Annotated in this window: 24 protein-coding genes; 1 reads left to right on the top strand and 23 read right to left on the bottom strand. The window is 36.2% G+C overall.

The genetic code is table 11. The features are described from left to right. Positions 1-12 precede the first annotated feature (12 nt). From ES896_RS06860 to ES896_RS06755, 22 genes are all read right to left on the bottom strand, one after another. Positions 13-411, bottom strand: a complete 399-nt coding sequence (locus tag ES896_RS06860) for a collagen-like protein (protein ID WP_135226622.1) — start codon at positions 409-411, stop codon at positions 13-15. Between the two features lie 26 nt (positions 412-437). Beyond that, on the bottom strand, positions 438-1,733 hold the full coding sequence (locus ES896_RS06855; RefSeq protein WP_135226621.1) for a phage major capsid protein: 1,296 nt from the start codon (positions 1,731-1,733) through the stop codon (positions 438-440). Between the two features lie 39 nt (positions 1,734-1,772). Then, a complete protein-coding gene (locus ES896_RS06850; protein ID WP_135226620.1) occupies positions 1,773-2,396 on the bottom strand; it encodes an HK97 family phage prohead protease in 624 nt (207 codons plus the stop codon). Continuing rightward, positions 2,359-3,639: a phage portal protein gene (locus tag ES896_RS06845; RefSeq protein WP_135226619.1), complete on the bottom strand. Its 1,281-nt coding sequence runs from the start codon at positions 3,637-3,639 to the stop codon at positions 2,359-2,361. Before ES896_RS06845 ends, ES896_RS06850 begins: the two co-directional genes overlap by 38 nt. A gap of 4 nt (positions 3,640-3,643) precedes the next feature. After that, positions 3,644-3,823 carry a hypothetical protein gene (locus ES896_RS06840; RefSeq protein ID WP_135226618.1) on the bottom strand — a complete coding sequence of 60 codons (180 nt, stop codon included), beginning with the start codon at positions 3,821-3,823 and terminating at the stop codon, positions 3,644-3,646. Next, positions 3,823-5,535, bottom strand: a complete 1,713-nt coding sequence (locus ES896_RS06835) for a terminase large subunit (RefSeq protein WP_135226617.1) — start codon at positions 5,533-5,535, stop codon at positions 3,823-3,825. Before ES896_RS06835 ends, ES896_RS06840 begins: the two co-directional genes overlap by 1 nt. Continuing rightward, positions 5,532-6,044: a phage terminase small subunit P27 family gene (locus ES896_RS06830; RefSeq protein ID WP_135226616.1), complete on the bottom strand. Its 513-nt coding sequence runs from the start codon at positions 6,042-6,044 to the stop codon at positions 5,532-5,534. The genes ES896_RS06835 and ES896_RS06830 overlap by 4 nt, the downstream gene beginning before the upstream one ends. A 227-nt stretch (positions 6,045-6,271) precedes the next feature. Continuing rightward, entirely contained in the window at positions 6,272-6,637 is a 366-nt protein-coding gene (locus tag ES896_RS06825; RefSeq protein ID WP_135226615.1) for an HNH endonuclease, read from the bottom strand. Continuing rightward, positions 6,627-6,983 carry a hypothetical protein gene (locus tag ES896_RS06820; RefSeq protein ID WP_135226614.1) on the bottom strand — a complete coding sequence of 119 codons (357 nt, stop codon included), beginning with the start codon at positions 6,981-6,983 and terminating at the stop codon, positions 6,627-6,629. Before ES896_RS06820 ends, ES896_RS06825 begins: the two co-directional genes overlap by 11 nt. A 347-nt stretch (positions 6,984-7,330) precedes the next feature. Then, positions 7,331-7,525, bottom strand: a complete 195-nt coding sequence (locus tag ES896_RS06810; protein WP_135226612.1) for a hypothetical protein — start codon at positions 7,523-7,525, stop codon at positions 7,331-7,333. Positions 7,526-7,563: 38 nt separating this feature from the next. Continuing rightward, the gene (locus tag ES896_RS06805; RefSeq protein WP_135226611.1) at positions 7,564-7,782 is read right to left on the bottom strand and encodes a hypothetical protein; all 219 of its coding nucleotides are present in this window, start codon (positions 7,780-7,782) and stop codon (positions 7,564-7,566) included. 96 nt (positions 7,783-7,878) lie between these two features. Further along, entirely contained in the window at positions 7,879-8,289 is a 411-nt protein-coding gene (locus ES896_RS06800; protein ID WP_135226610.1) for a hypothetical protein, read from the bottom strand. Positions 8,290-8,466: 177 nt separating this feature from the next. Next, positions 8,467-8,907, bottom strand: a complete 441-nt coding sequence (locus tag ES896_RS06795; RefSeq protein ID WP_135226609.1) for a hypothetical protein — start codon at positions 8,905-8,907, stop codon at positions 8,467-8,469. A gap of 394 nt (positions 8,908-9,301) precedes the next feature. Next, on the bottom strand, positions 9,302-9,721 hold the full coding sequence (locus ES896_RS06790) for a nucleotide excision repair endonuclease (RefSeq protein WP_135226608.1): 420 nt from the start codon (positions 9,719-9,721) through the stop codon (positions 9,302-9,304). 147 nt (positions 9,722-9,868) lie between these two features. Then, entirely contained in the window at positions 9,869-10,411 is a 543-nt protein-coding gene (locus tag ES896_RS06785; protein ID WP_135226607.1) for a site-specific integrase, read from the bottom strand. Then, complete coding sequence (locus ES896_RS06780) at positions 10,408-10,854, bottom strand: ArpU family phage packaging/lysis transcriptional regulator (RefSeq protein WP_135226606.1); 447 nt, start codon at positions 10,852-10,854, stop codon at positions 10,408-10,410. The genes ES896_RS06785 and ES896_RS06780 overlap by 4 nt, the downstream gene beginning before the upstream one ends. A 289-nt stretch (positions 10,855-11,143) precedes the next feature. After that, the gene (locus ES896_RS06775; RefSeq protein WP_135226605.1) at positions 11,144-11,743 is read right to left on the bottom strand and encodes a hypothetical protein; all 600 of its coding nucleotides are present in this window, start codon (positions 11,741-11,743) and stop codon (positions 11,144-11,146) included. Then, entirely contained in the window at positions 11,743-12,615 is an 873-nt protein-coding gene (locus ES896_RS06770; protein WP_135226604.1) for a type II TA system antitoxin MqsA family protein, read from the bottom strand. Before ES896_RS06770 ends, ES896_RS06775 begins: the two co-directional genes overlap by 1 nt. A gap of 14 nt (positions 12,616-12,629) precedes the next feature. Beyond that, positions 12,630-13,034, bottom strand: coding sequence for a hypothetical protein (locus tag ES896_RS06765; RefSeq protein ID WP_135226603.1), 405 nt, complete (start codon positions 13,032-13,034; stop codon positions 12,630-12,632). Between the two features lie 458 nt (positions 13,035-13,492). After that, positions 13,493-13,636 carry a hypothetical protein gene (locus tag ES896_RS20075; RefSeq protein WP_167764450.1) on the bottom strand — a complete coding sequence of 48 codons (144 nt, stop codon included), beginning with the start codon at positions 13,634-13,636 and terminating at the stop codon, positions 13,493-13,495. After that, positions 13,633-13,866, bottom strand: coding sequence for a hypothetical protein (locus ES896_RS06760; protein ID WP_135226602.1), 234 nt, complete (start codon positions 13,864-13,866; stop codon positions 13,633-13,635). The genes ES896_RS20075 and ES896_RS06760 overlap by 4 nt, the downstream gene beginning before the upstream one ends. Then, a complete protein-coding gene (locus ES896_RS06755; protein ID WP_135226601.1) occupies positions 13,863-14,273 on the bottom strand; it encodes a hypothetical protein in 411 nt (136 codons plus the stop codon). Before ES896_RS06755 ends, ES896_RS06760 begins: the two co-directional genes overlap by 4 nt. Positions 14,274-14,395: 122 nt before the next feature. On the opposite strand from ES896_RS06755, the gene ES896_RS06750 reads away from it, so the two are divergent. Continuing rightward, positions 14,396-14,668 (top strand): hypothetical protein, encoded by a 273-nt coding sequence (locus ES896_RS06750; protein WP_135226600.1) that lies wholly within the window; start codon positions 14,396-14,398, stop codon positions 14,666-14,668. Between the two features lie 117 nt (positions 14,669-14,785). On the opposite strand, the gene ES896_RS06745 is transcribed toward ES896_RS06750, so the two are convergent. Further along, positions 14,786-15,526, bottom strand: a complete 741-nt coding sequence (locus ES896_RS06745) for a hypothetical protein (protein WP_135226599.1) — start codon at positions 15,524-15,526, stop codon at positions 14,786-14,788. Positions 15,527-15,604 lie beyond the last annotated feature (78 nt).

Below are 15,604 nucleotides of genomic sequence, written 5' to 3'. Positions count from 1 at the left end.
TTGGCATCACCTTTATTCAGATTTTGGGTTTTCTAAAGCTTCGACTTTTTCTTGAAGGTCAGTGATCATTTTCTGTACTTCTGAATTGATATTGTCCCATTTGACACTACCTTTACCGATTGTCCGGGAATTAACTGAACCATCACCTAAATGTTCATTTTTAATTGAGCCAGCCTCAATTACTGCAGCATCACCCTTATCACCTTTCGGCCCCTGCTCTCCTTGATCCCCTTTTTCACCTTTTGGACCTTGAGGACCTTGTTCACCAGGATCACCTTTCAATCCCTTAACAATAAGAGGGTTTTCTTCGCTGTTGTCTCTGATAGAAACAGGCGTGATAGGTTTACCGTCAGGCCCAGCCTCTGCAGATGTGTATACTCCGTTACTTTCATTTAAAAAATCTTTAGCCATGATAGATCAATTCCTTTCAATTTTTCTTATTTTCCAGCGTCTACGGACTTATCTTCAGAAGGTGTTTCAACTTCTGCTTCTTCACCAACAACTAAATCAGTAACAATAACTGCGGCTTCTGGATCAATAACTTTTCCGTCAAATCGTTCAATACCTCTGAAATATGTTTGATCAGTTAGATATGCATCTGCACCGATATCAGTTGATTTAATCTCGAATTTTTGGCGATCAAACATAAAGTATGCATTTTTAAAATCACCGAATAGAATATGAGTTTTTTGTTTATCGTCTGTGACAATCTCGTCATACACTTCAACAGGTCTTCCGAATAAAAGAAAGCTGTCCTCATTGCGTGGGTCCTCTGCTAAGATTCCGCGGCCGTTTTTATCTTCAATGTTTGCAAGCGTTTCAAATGCTTCTGTATTCATAACCCACTTAGCATTTCTTCGGTAACCCTTTTTAAGTTGATTTTTGACTTTCCGCAAAAATTTAATAGTGATAAGTGAAGGTGCCTTGAGAGTTTTATATTTTTTGCTTGAGATAATTCCTTCTATGTTTTTGTCTCCACCTTTTCCATAGAAGACTTCCTCATTTTCAGTTACAGTTGCGCATTCAGAAAGCCATTCTACAATTTCTCTTGTGAAATTAAGGAAAGAATCATCAAGCAATTCAGCTGAAATAGGTAAAAATCCAGCGAATTTCTTAACGTTGTATTGGATTTCTTCAAACTCCATACTTTTGAGCTCTTTAATTGCCTCTTTTTCCCCAATGTTATATAGCTTTCCAGCAGTACCTTTTCTTACTGGATAAGTGCCAGATGGTGATTTTTTTGGCACAATGCGAACTAGATTACGAACAGAATTTAATTCTTGAATGGACTTAATAATCTGTTTCGAAATGTCATCCGGTACTGTGTATCCGCCATCCTTATCACTGCTAGATGAAAGCTGTCTATTTTCTTTTAAAACTTCCTGCAGCATTTTTCTTTCTTCGTTACCTAATTCATCATCACGTCCAGTCAATACCTTGAACCATGCATTTCTATATTCTTGCGTTCCTGTTAAGCTGCGTTCTTCATCAGAAGAACCAGATTCAGGATCTCTTTTCTGTTCCGGGACATGATGTCGGCCTTCAATTTCTGGTGCATCGAGTTCTCTTTCCTCAGACATCATTTCAATTCTTTTTTGCAGAGCCTTTGCTTCATCAAGCATAGAGCGTGCTTCTTCATCTTTTCCTTCACTTATTAAATTCCTAGCTTCTTGCTTTTTCTGCGTGAACTGCTGGCGCAATTGACGTTCCTCTTTACTCATCGTTACTGGCATAGATTTTCCTCCTTGATTTTGAGCATAAAAAAAGACCCACTATATAGTCAGGTCTAATAAGTCTAGTTCCAGCTCAATCCTCTTATTTGATGTGTTTTTTTGTCTTTTTAAAACTTCTACTTTTTCTAGACTTCTTTCTCCTACAACAGCTTCCGTATCGCTATATGCAGGAGTTGTCACAAGTGAAATGTCAAAAATGCGATTGATTCGATTAATTCGGCGCTCATATAACTTTTCTTCTTCATTTCTTGTCCATTCATCAGGTTCTTCATCACCTGAATGATCAAGAGAAAACGAAAAAGAACATTGATTGATGACGCCTGCTCTCAAATTCTTCATCAAATCTTGTCCATAAGTGGTGTCTGTTGGCTCAAATCTAAATTTCAGCCCTATTGTATCAACAGTTAATTGGAGACTACCAGCTCCCGTTGAAACAGTGTTTCTTGCTAATGGATAATCAATTTTATGATTAAATAAAGCAATTACATTGGACATATCTGCTTCGTCCAACGCTCCACGGCTGATGATTTCCTTAAACCACCCAAGACGCTCAGACCATTTTTCAAATTTAAGGGCATAACCCTCTACATATTCACTTTTGCTTTCATCATCAAGTGACCTAACTTCAATTTCCGTCGTTAGCTGTCTGATTTCCTTCGGCATTATTCGGATCACCTCCTTTATGGCCAGCTTTAGCCATCTGATATTGATCTAACATATCTAAGAAAGTGTAATTCAGTGAAACTAGGTGTCTGTCCCCATCAGGAATAGCATTCTTTGACTCAAGGGCACGAATTTCATTTATATTCATAGCTCCAATTCGTTCCATAATTTCATAGAATTCAGCTCTTGATTTTGAATCACCGCGCAATTCACTATTAACATTAAATTGAACATATAGCCCTTGTCTTATTTCAGCATCAGTAAACAGCTTTGTATTGATTTCTTGTTCAAAGGAAACGATCCACGGCTGTAAAGTGTTCTTCACATATTCTATAGATTGATGTTCGATATTACTGAATGTAGCGCGATCCAATTCGTTTATTTTATGAAGGGGAACTTTGAATATGGAAGCAATTTGAGCCTTATTGAATTTCATAGACTCTACAAATTCGGCATCTTTTAGAGGCATTGATATAGATTGATAGTCGAGACCAGCATCGACAATCGCAATGCTTTCTCCCGCATTTACTCTCATCCATTCTTTTCTTGCAACCTCTTTTGCCTCTGGTTGTAACAGGGTTGGGATTTTCAAAATACCTCTTGGTGTTGCATCATTTTTATACAATTTCGCGTTAAACTTTGTTGCGGCAGATTGAGCACCAATATTTTCTCTTGCAACCCGAATTGGACTGAGACCTACTATCCCATCTTCCGTCATTCCTTTAAAGTGCAGAACTTCCTCCGCATGTAATTCAGCTCGTTTGTTATTGATTATTGTTTCGTACCACAACTCCCCTGTTTTTGGATCAAGATAAGGATGTGTATTTGCTGGATTAAGAGGGATTAATGTTTTGATATCACCCGTTTTATCTGAAAGAATCAAAGAATATGCATTTCCCCACATACAAACATGCGTCATCATTAATTTTTTCCAAGTAAAAGCTGTCATATATTGATTGGGCTTTAAATAGAGCAATTTAAAAACAGGATGGTCACGCTCTCCTGAAATATTCTCTCCCAGCCTCCTAAACATATGGACAGATAGTTTTGCTATATCATCTGACAAAACATTGATACAAGAAAAAACATCAGGATGTTTTAACGAGGTCGATTCACTCACTTTCTCCCCGCTTGCCGTTTTACCACCACCGAAAATATCGAACACCCATTGCGGGACCTGTGACATTCCCCAGCCACTGTCTGAATCTGCTGATCTCTTAGAAAACATACCTTCTAATAACAATTAATCACCTCCTTCGGCTCATTAAAATTGCTGTAAATACAAAAAAACCACCAGTCACTAAAAGACCGATGATTTCGTGTATTTTATAAGCTGCTATTGTAATAAAGATTGCCCCAGCAAAAAATACTAGGTCATTTAAGATTGAGTACAGAAAAATCACAACTTGCTTAATGATATTTTTCATTAGAATGAAAAGCCTCCTGACAAAATATACTCATTCAAATCTAAATGATCATCATTTTGACTAGCTCTCACATGAGCGTTTATGAGTGCTGCTGCTGGGTCAATACGTTGTGACGATTTTGATTTATCAAGCATGATGTTCTCCTGCGCGTCAATCTTTGTGACGGCATTCCCCATCGCCCAAGTCAAAAGGTCATTATTATCATGAATAATCTTTCGCCCTTTGACTTTCTCTCGGAAATCTTTTGTCGGCTCAGACAAGGTTTGCACCCCTTGCCTAATTTCGATCATAACGTATCCATCCGCTTCCATCTGCTGCGCAAACTGCGTAGCATTATATGGATCATAACCAATTTCTTTTATTTTCCAACCTTTTTCTTCCTCAAGTCGTTTGATGTAAGCTCTAATATAATCGTAATCAACGACCGCACCATCAGTAAGCGTAAGCCAGCCTTTCTTAACCCACAGATCATAAGGGACACGATCTGTTTTCATACGCTCATGAAATGTGTCTTCCGGCATAAACCCATGTGATGTCACATAATACAGACCGTTTTCAAGTTGAAATTCAAAACTTGCAGCAGTTAAATCGATGCGTTTTGACAAGTCTATACCTACATAACACTCTTTGCCATAAAGATCAGGAAGACTCTCATGTTTCCCACAATCAGACCACGCTTGCATGTCCATATATCCACCATCACGCATGTTAACCCAGATGTTCATGTTTTTGGTTAAGAAATTACGCATTTTTTCTGGAACTGCAAGGGCCACCTCTAACTCTCCGCGCAAGAAATTCAAGCCATGTTCATTAGCAGCAACAATCGGATTTGCTTTAATCCAATTTCGTTCATCTTTGATGTCATCATCTGAATCAAGTTCATTAATCATGACAAAATATTGATCGTTTGTTTCTACATTGTTTGGATCGACAATTTTAGAAACATATTGGTACTCTACTCTATACGCTGGATTATTTAATTCAAATCCGGCTGTCGTAATAATCATCATGAGTGGTTGTGTTCTTGTTGCCATCCCTGATGCAAGAACATCATATATTTCAGATGTTTTATGAGCATGATATTCATCTATAATGCCGCATTGAGGGTTAAAACCATCACCTGTTTTCCCTGCATCTTTTGATAGCGCCTCAATTTTCGACAACGTTTTAAGGTGTTCTATTTGTCCATAGGCGACCCGGTATTTTTTTTCAGGTACATTAAGCAGCTCACACTTGCTGATTTGAGCTTTAATTTCATTCCAGCATATCTTGGCTTGCTCTGCTTTTGTTGCACCTATATAGACCTCAGACATGTATTCGTCGTTAGCAAACGCCTCATATGATCCTACACAAGCAAGGCTTTGTGTTTTGGCATTTTTACGACCAACTTGCCAATAAGCCTTTTTAAATCTCCTGTATCCGGTATCCTTATGAACCCAACCGTAAATATTACCGAAAATAAAAATCTGAATGGGTTCAGGTACAATATTTTCACCCTGTAAAGGACCCTTTGTATGTTTAAATTGTGTCATCCAGAATAGGAACCGTCTTGCCTTCTCGTCATCAAAGAAATAGGGAAAATCTGCTGTCCCTTCTCTTTCAATATCTTTTAGAAAACGTTGACAAGCCCATTGGTGTTTTTGGCACGCCACAATTTTACCTGATAGCACATCACGCGAATAGTCAATCATAAATTGTTTGATAGTCTTCATATATTAAACTCCTTTTCCGCTGCCGTCTTTTCCCTTATCTCCTGTGTTTTGGTGATAGCCAATTTTGCGCGTGCCGACGGAGTAAGTCCAAAATCATTTGCAGTTGACTTCATTTGATCAAAAAAGTTTTTCTGCCGTTTCAATAAAGGATGTTCTTCTCCAATTAATTCAATTGGATTCCCCTCATCATCAAAACTATCCTTATGAACCATGATTCCATCTTTTTCAATCACCTTAGTAATAGAAATGTATTGTGAATAGGCATTACAATAGGCGGCCAACATGCTGATATCTGCCTCCGTTATAATGTCCACTTCTTTTAATAACGCAGCGATCCGTTTAAATTCTTTCTTGGCCACTTTATCCAACCAGGATGGAGGTTTAATATTGTCAGAACGCATTTTCATTTTCTGTTCTTGTTCAGCACGCATTGCCAATTCGTCAGTATTTTTCTTGTTTGGGTTACCTTGTATTAATTGAAGTGTTGCGGATTTTGCAGGTCTCGGCATATTTTCCACCTCATTCCGTTTCAGTTTTTTATAATTTCTGCTTGTTTTTGAACAAAATCATGCTATGATCGAATTAACAACAAAACCAGTCGTATCAAGCCCTCTCGGTATTTTCGCCGAGGGGGTTTTTCGTGTTTTTGGAAACTTTGAAAAGCGGTATTTGTTTGCAGACGACGGCTCACCGATCATCACGAAGCCGTTTCCTAGGGATTTAATGCCGGGGGGTACTATGACCCTCGCTTGCCATGAACCTTGTTGTGACAGCTATTACACATGCTTTCGAGGTTGTTTAAGTCTAATCGCTTGTTCCAATCCTGTTTTAGCTCCACTATGTGATGAACCATGACAGCAGGAACGACACGATCTTGTTTTAAACAACTTTGACAAAGGTAATTGTCTCGCATTAGAACAAGTTGTCTTGTCTGTTTCCATTCTCTTGATTTATAAAAACTTGTTGATTGTTTATCTCGAACATGTTTGTTGTAATACTTCGCTTCCTGCTGCTTACCATCAGCATGAGCAGGACAATAACCATCCCTTGTTAACTCCCTGCACCCTCGCAGCTTACACTCTCTCAATGGTTTAGGTGGCATCTAATTCACCAGCTTTTCTCTCATCTATCATTGCAAAAAAAACAAAGGCATGAAGATGCCCCACTTTCTGTACAGCATAAAACTCCCTGTACTCCCTTTGATATGATGCTAGATAGGATCGTGCTGCTTCATAGGGTAGAATCTGGCTGACATGAAGGAGGCTGCCTATAGCTTGCCTGTCCCTCACACCGTAAGAACCGAGCATGCCTAACCCCCTGATGATCTCCCCATCAGCCCATCTGCAACCCCTTTTATTAAGGGCTTTAAGTCCGTTATACAATTGGTCTGTCCTTATTGCGTGTCCAATTGCTGTGTTAATGATTAGTTCCCTGAGTGAGTTGTCCACGTTGTGTCCCTCCCCAAAATAAAAAGCACCCCGAAGGATGCTATGAATTGTTCAATCTCTGTTTGGCTTCATCAATTAGAGGAAGCATAAGACGTTTGACACTTTCATGTAGCTGCGTGTACTTTTCAAAACGCCGTTGTGCGCTTCTATGTGTCGTTGCTTGTTCATAAAAACTGCGGGACTTTCTCAATTCTCGCAATTTCTGACGGATGACTTTATTTGTAGCAGAAACAACATTCGAGTTTCCACAATGAGGACAGGAGAAGAATTGAATTACAATTCCTTTCGCTTCTTTTATCTCTCTCACTTCCACAGTATAATATGTTTGGCATTTCTCGCACAAAACATCATTCATTTACAAAACCTATTCCAATTCCCTTTTCATCCAATGAAGATAACGAGTCTATTTCAATAACCTCAAAACCAAGCCCTCCATCAATAATCAATATCCCTCTTTTTAAATTTTGACTTACTTCTTCTCTAATCTCTTCCTTAGCATCCTTAGTAAGCTGGTAATCTGTTTTAAGAACTAAAATTTTCATTTGATTTCCCCCATATAAAAAAGCATCCCGCCGGATGCTTATTTCAAAAGTTCTATTAATCTATCTCTTTTTTCTGTATCTAGCATATGATTACTTTCAAGCCATGAGCGCATCAATATATACATTCCGTCGGTGTTTAAACCAATTCTCTTTTCATCGCCTTGTTTAGATAGAATATCCACGTTTCCGTTATCTTGTACTGAGAAGAAAGGTGATTCCGCTTTATTATGGGTGCTACGATGGTTTTTATTCCACATATTATCCCCTCCCTTCTTTTTGCGTTAAAACGTACTTAGAAAAAAATTACACCCTAAGCAATTTTAAAAATTTGAAATCCACCTTACAAAGAAGCATTAAAGAGTATAAACACTTTTAAGATACTCATTAAACTTTTTCGATTCTTCGATAATCTTATATTCCTTAACTTTTCTTGTGAGTTCTTCTTTGATTGCATTTAGCTTTTCTTCAAGATAATTGGATTGTTCAAGATCTTCACAAAATAGATTTTTAATACAATCCTCAGTAATACTATGCTTTGCAGTAATAATATTTAACTCATCCTTCTTTTGATTAAATAATCCTGTAAGGACTTTATCAAAAGCTTCCCTTACATGACAATGAGTATTTTGTTTATTTGTAAAGTAAGCAGATCTTGTAACATGAATCATAAGATCACTTTGTGAATAATCAAGTTCTTCTGCTACTAAGGGTATTACTTCTTCAATAAAATATTTTAGAGTATCTTCTCTATTAACAACAGCCATTCGAATCACCTCCCTTTCTTTTTATCGACAGAAAGTAAGCATATGGAACTATCTGCAGAATTTGTCGAACGAAAAAACGACCTCCATTGGAAGCCGCTCTCAATTTATCACCTAATACCATCATAACCGCTCTGATGCGAAATGCTTTGCCAAGATCGTGCCAAAAGTGTGCCATTTTTATTTATATTGCTCAATTAGGTGGTTTATTTTATCAATTTCTTTATTATAAAAGTCTAGGTAGTCCGCTTGCATATTTAACAAATAATTAAACCCAATCAATGCGTCTTCAAAAAGACCTTCGAAAATTAATTCACTCCAGTTAGACCGTTCGCTATCATCAACTGAACTGTCAGCATACATGGAAATTACTCTTTTTTCATCTCGATGATATATATATATCTTTCTATCTTTAACTCCCATAATTGGTCCAATTATAGTTTTGACATTATTATTTGGATGACAAAACCTGATTTCCTTACTTTTATACAAATCTATAACTTCTTCAAATTCTTTGGCTTTCGTTCTTAAGATTTCAATTTGCTTTAGGCGCAGGTCCTGCAATTCTTCATCTTTCTCGATCACTTCATTAATTTGATCTTCTAGTTTTTGGATATCCATATAATGTGCCACCTTTCTATTAGAGGTTAATAGTATACCATTAATTAGAATTATCCACAAAATCAACCAATTAACTCCATGTATTGGGGTCATTCTCTTCCCATTCAAAAAGCGCCATCCACAACGGAAGCCACTCTCAATTTATCACCTAATACCATCATAACCGCTCTCAGACAAAATGCTTTGCCAAGATTCTGCCAAAAGTGTGCCATTTTCAACTCAATATAAAACAGGATCATCGTAATTGTGATACTCGTCTTCTATTGGTTTATCGCAATCATCACAATACAACCAATAACCCCAATCTCCGTTTATCGTATAAACCCCTGCGCTGCTGTTACATTTACAGTAATCTTCATCTTTAAACAAAATAATCCCTCCCACCATTATCAAATCAAAGTCCAAATTGATCCATTGACTCATCAATTCTCTTCAATTTCTCTAAACTACGTTGCTTAGCTTCTTCACTCAGAAATACATCATCGAACCTTGAAGTTTTATAGGTATATGCCTTTTCAACATTTAATTTAGGCTTCAATATATTGATTATGTAAGTTTCATAGATGTCTCTTTCCGTTTCATCATCGCAAAAGAAACCACTCACTTCATAAAAGTTATGAGCCACATCTTTTAGCGATGTTGTCCCTGCGAAATGTCCCTTCACTCTGCCTCTCAATTCTTTTGCCTTACCAACATACAAAACGTCATCATTACATCCAAAGATGATATATATCCCGCTCCGATTTGGGATGTTGTGCAGTTCATCCTTTTTAAAACTGAAAATCATTTGAGGAATTTCAATCTTGATAGACATCTATATTTCTCTCCTTCTCACTACACCATAACATATAGTGTGTTGTACTCCCGTAATCGCTGAAATCCTTGTCACATAAAGGTTTCTCTAAATCCCTTTAATGACTGCACTCTTTGATATTTTTTGGTGCAGATATATCTAAAAAAATTATATCTTAAACTTCATCATTGCGGAATCCATGTTGTCTTGGTTAATTCCAATGTATCTCAATGTGATATCCGGGCTGGCATGATTGAATATTTCTTGCAGCATGGCCACATCTTTTGTCTGTTTATAAAAATGGTAACCGAAGGTCTTCCTTAATGTGTGCGTGCCTATTTCAGTAATGTTCACTTGTTCAGCAGCTTCTCTAAGAATGCGATATGCCACCGATCTATCTATAGCTTTGTTTTCCCCTTGCCTGCTTTTGATCACGTATGAACCGTCTTTAAGGTTCTTAGCATACGCAATCAATTCATTTCTAACTGATGGCGGTATACGAATTCTCTTTTGCTTCTTTGTTTTTGTTTCTCTGAGGACCAGATGTGTTTTCAGCAAATCTTCTTTTTTGATCTTGAGGATATCAGATATCCTTAAGCCTGTACTGATCCCCAATATGAATAATATATAATTTCTTTTATTTTTCCTTTTTAAATAAGCCTTCATTTGCTTCACCTTTTCAAAGTCTCTTATCGGCTGAACAAAATTCATGATTTGTCCCCCTTGTACACTTCTTCTCTAAGTGCGAAAGCTAAACGGTAAAAGGCTTTATTTTTGAATCGGTAATAGTTCCGCTGGCTGATGCCCATATCTGCGTAAATCTCATAATCAAACATTTCTTCGTCTTGCATGTAAAGCATGACCAAGATGCGACGCTCTCTTTGTGTAAGACGATTAATGCCCCTTTCAATTCGCTTCATGTATTTTTCCCGTTCAAGCTCCCAATCCATTTTTTTAAGGGCTGCATCCTCGGTCGATGAATGAAACTGATTTGAGAAACTAGGCGGCGTAATGGTATATGTTGTAGTGATTTTTGGGAGAAAGTCTTCCGGCGTTTGCAACCTAAGCATTTTATATTTTTCCATCATCTTTTCCATTTTGAATCTTGTTTTTTCCTCGTCGATCTGAGGAATGTTTAAACTTGTTTGATTCATGATAATTCCCCCTTTATTTTCTGCTCATTGCCCCACCTTTGGCTCTTTTTAACCACTGTATGTTTTGCCCAATCAACTCTCTTAAATCTCTGTCAGTGAGCTTCTGCGGCTGTTTTTTTATTTTCCCCTTCTTCATGCTCACCCTCAGTTCTGACAAATAAAAAACGGACACCAACCAGCACCCTTAAAAGGTGTTGATCGGTGTCCGCAGGCTCTCCGTCTTGGACTATATATTAATTTATGTAGTACATAAACAATCTATTTTTCGGTTTAATTTAATAGCTTTCAACTATTCAATTTTCAATTTGCTTTTAACAGATTTACTTACTTTTATTAATTCTTTATAGTTTTCTCTTATATTTAGTAGCTCATCTTCAGATATTTTTGATACATCATAACTGTTATCTATAGATTCAATCATTTCTTTAATTAGACCTATTGAAGCTGAAATAGTATCTTTAATATAAATTTTTTCATCATTAACTTTAATTATTTTAAATTCTAAATAGGTATTATTAGAAACGTCATAAGTAATGTTTTTCTCTAGAGACTTCCAGGCATGTTCGTTTCGCTCTAAAGCTATTAAGTTGCTTAATTTTGGTTCAAACTTTGCTTTAAAATAAGTTAATTCTAGAATTAATTTTTCCGAAACCCCATCAATATCTTCTTCATTAAATATAACATCATTATTCGATGATTTGATTATAGAAAAAAACAATACCTTAGCAAATTTTTGTCCTCCTAAAATCATTAATGAATCAAGTATCTCATCAGGCCCTGATTTACTGTCAATATTATACTGTATTATAGTTTCTGCTTTTTTTAATAAGTTTGTATTATTATTAATAATTTTGTCTACTTCTTTTAAGTCTTTATTTAAAACACTCATTAATAAACCTCCAGTAGATCTTCATATTCTTTAGTTAAATGAGTAGACTTTAGAGCACTCTTATGAGAATGATCAATTATATTAAATATTCTATTAGCATATAGGGTATTTTCTCTTTCTCTAGATTCTCTATTTTCTCTTCTATGTCTAATGGTTCTTTCTAGTCCATCATTTACAGCAGGAGAATAAATTTGCGCCCTAGCCAATTTACGTTCTATTGACGTTAATCTAGATAAAATTTCATTATAATTTGTCTCAGAATAAGTTTCTGTTAAGGATTTAGTTAAAATGGATATAGCAGCTGAATTGACATCTGTATTGTTCTCAATAGACCTTTGAATTAATTCATCGTAAAGGTCTTTAGGAAGTGAAATTGTATTCTCTTGATGCGAAGCTGATTGTTCTTGTAATTGTTGAATTATAGTTTCTATGCGCTCAACTAATTCATCTGATAAAGAGTCTCTGTTTTCAATTGCCAGATCTAACAATAATGGAGGATATTTCCTTATGGATTTCAAAAAATTGCTATGTGTCTTACCAGGCAGGGCACCTGTTTCGTATCGGGATACTGTAGCATGACTCCAACCCAAAATTTTAGCAAAATCTCTTTGACTCAAACCAAACATTTCTCTAATATCGACTATCTCATCTGGATGTAGCAATTTTTTATTAGTACGATAAATATCAAATGCTTTTTCAATATTTTCATCTGGGTTATCAGGATCTGTAATTTTTTCATTACAGATCTCACACTGTAAATATCTGCACTTTATAGTTATTTCTTCTTCTTTAACTTTAAAGTCTACTTCTTCAAAAACTTCTTTAAAGTTTCTGTCTTCTAAACATTCTGGACAAAAATGTTGAACTAGCATAAATTCACCTCCGATTAGTCTTGATAATCAATATAAGGAAATTTAAGCTTTTTTGCATCTGCCTCTTCTTCATGAAAAGAAATACAAACAAACCTAGTTTCTTTCCCTTCTAAAGGAACCAAGTGTAACTTAATATAAACATTAAAGTTTTTTATTTTTCTTCCGAATACCCATATCTGTCCTTTTTTTGTTCCAGAATTCCCTTGGTTATTCTCTGGTCCGTTTGAGTAGTTTTTAAGTGTCAATTCACTTAACTCTTGCTTAATATGTATTTCCTTCCACCCAATCTTCCCTAAAAACTCCTCAGTCTTTCGAGTTATCCTAACAATAATTCTTCCTTCATTTGTTTTAGCTTCTTTTAATGAATGTATTACACGTTTCACCGCATCTGGAGGTGCGATATTTTGACTAACCCTCAATTCATCACATCCTGATCACCTTTCTATAAGAATAATATTAAATCACATGTTACACTGAGTCAACATCCGTTATCGTTCGATAACACTTAATTATTAAACTGCACTTCCTCTTAACATAGACACCCTTTAAGAGATATATACTAATTTAAAATTTCATTAGATGAAATTGCTAATCCTCGCTTCTTTTTATCTCATTAATATTAAATCTCCCGATGTTATCTTATGCATTCTCTTTAATCAAGATTCTTTGTTCTTAATCGTTTTAACCGATTTGCTCATTCATTCCGCAATCTATTTAACCCTAATAAGGCGTACTAGTGATCACAGTATGCACATGCGTTCGTTTTTGGTTTCCCTTCTTGATGTTCATCCTCCGTTCAGACAAATAAAAAACGGACACCAACCAGTACCCTTAAAAGGTGTTGATCAGTGTCCGCAGGCTCTCCGTCTTGGACTTATTAAATTGTACCTATGAAAATATGTTCCCAATCATCGTCACTCTCGTCATAGTTGCTTTGTATGAAAAAATAACAAGCTGTTTTATCTTTAGACTCAAACAATGTTTCATCTGTTCTTTTGTCATAAACCCTATACTGATTCATTCCGCTACCTCCAATCCTTTCACATGCACCATTGATTTGAGGTACGGATGTTCTTGTAATTCCTGTAGACTATCGTGAAATCCATTTGCAACACCATCACCATATAGACTAACTAACATATATTTATACCCGAACATTCCCCCGAAATATAGCCGTGCAACTAGGTATTTCCCCATACTTTCTTCTCCGCAAAAATCTTCTAGAATGTCTCCAAGGTTCAACTGCTTCATTTCCACACCTCGAAAGCTGGCGTGTAGATATGACCCTTAACGCCTGTCCAGTTTTTGTTTCTGTAGATCGTCATTTTGATACGGTGCGTGCGAGCAGTGTGATTGACGATGTAAAACTCTTTTGCAGGTGTGGCGGTCTTAAACGATCCAACGAGACTAAACCACTGATCTTTCCATTTGTCGCTCACCTTCTTTTGAAGGGTGAAGCGATAGTAAACTGTTTCAGATCTCGTTTTTCGAGCTGTAACATCAATGCTTTTGGCTCTCGGTGTGTATGAATTGGCGTCAGTTGATACGCTGACTGTATGCCCTCCAATTGTTTTATATCCGCTAGTTACTGCCGCAGCAGACGGCGCATAAAGCACCGCCGCAATAATAATAGTTAGTGTGATTAGTAGTTTTTTCATTTAGATTCCCCCATTATTAATTCCCATATAAGTTAAATAAATTTTTATATGGATTAATTTTGAATATATAGTATTATTAAACTTGCAAGACTATTATCCCGAACTTAAAGGAGAGTTGTACTATGAGAATTAAAAAAGTAATCGCAAGTTCATTTCTATCACTCGCTTTGCTAGTTTCTTCATCTACTTTTTTTACTGCACAAGCAGAAGCTGCTACTCCTACTGAACAATGGAAACATTGTACTACGACGGAAGATGGCCCATTCTATTCAAGAAATGCAATTCCTGCAATCTATAACGATGGCATCCATACATGGTACTTAAAAGGTGCAAGATCTTGGAAAGGTGTATGGTATGGAAAATATGAACGTTGCTGGTACGAAACAATTGTATGAATATTACTTTTAAAAGAGGGAAAACTCCCTCTTTTTTATTTATATCAAGCTGCCATTAATAATCAGTATCATTTCTTCTTCAGCTGTTGTTTTTTATTAAGTTTCATATGTTTTCTCCTATCCAAAAGTCGGTTCTGGCTCTTCATTCGGCGTCACTTCATCATCTTCATACTCAATATCAAGATCGATTTTCACACTGTTTTGACTTAATCTCATTAGCAAGATTTCAAAGTCATTTAGATGTCTCAGCGACTTCAATTCTTTGTTTGATCTATATTGAAGATCCCATTGCTCATCTCTTTTATAGAGAGAAATTGGCACCTCAAAATTCATTTTTTCGTCATGCTCACATTCAAAGAAAATTGTAGCGTGTTCAAAGATGCTCCATGATCTGTCTTCATTCCGTTCCACTTCAACTCTAACCTCAACCGCCTCATACTCTGGTCCATCATCAAATTCAACTTCAAGCCCGTCAGTTTCTACTTTCTTCGCTACATACTCTTTCCATTTCTCAAAGAGATCGGATAGTTTCATTGTTTTCTCTTTTTCTTCGATCATTAAATTCTTGAAGTTTTCAAGCAGTTTGCGGTTATCAAATGATGCTTCTTTTATTGTTTCGACTAGCACATGATCCAGCTTGGTGATGTATTCTGAGTAATCGTAAGTTTCAAGGTAAGGAACAATTACACTTTTCAACTTGTTTTCAATGACTTTCCTTGCTTCTCCACCGTATGAAGAAAACAAGTCTTCAAGCGCTTTTGAAACGCCTTGTTTCAATTGCTCAGAGATAAGATTTTCAACGATTCCATTTTCTAATTGTTGTGCAATAACATCTTTAATATTTTTTTCAAGGTTCATTATTTTTTCCTCCTAAGTCTTTCCTCAAATTTATTTTCAAAATACGAACACAAGTTCTATTTTATAGTGTATAATACG

Source organism: Bacillus sp. 005/A4HT-01/001 (assembly GCF_004634445.1).
GTDB lineage: Bacteria > Bacillota > Bacilli > Bacillales > Bacillaceae > Bacillus > Bacillus altitudinis.
The sequence above is the reverse complement of the archived record's forward strand: the minus strand, read 5'-3'. Positions and strand labels throughout refer to the sequence as shown.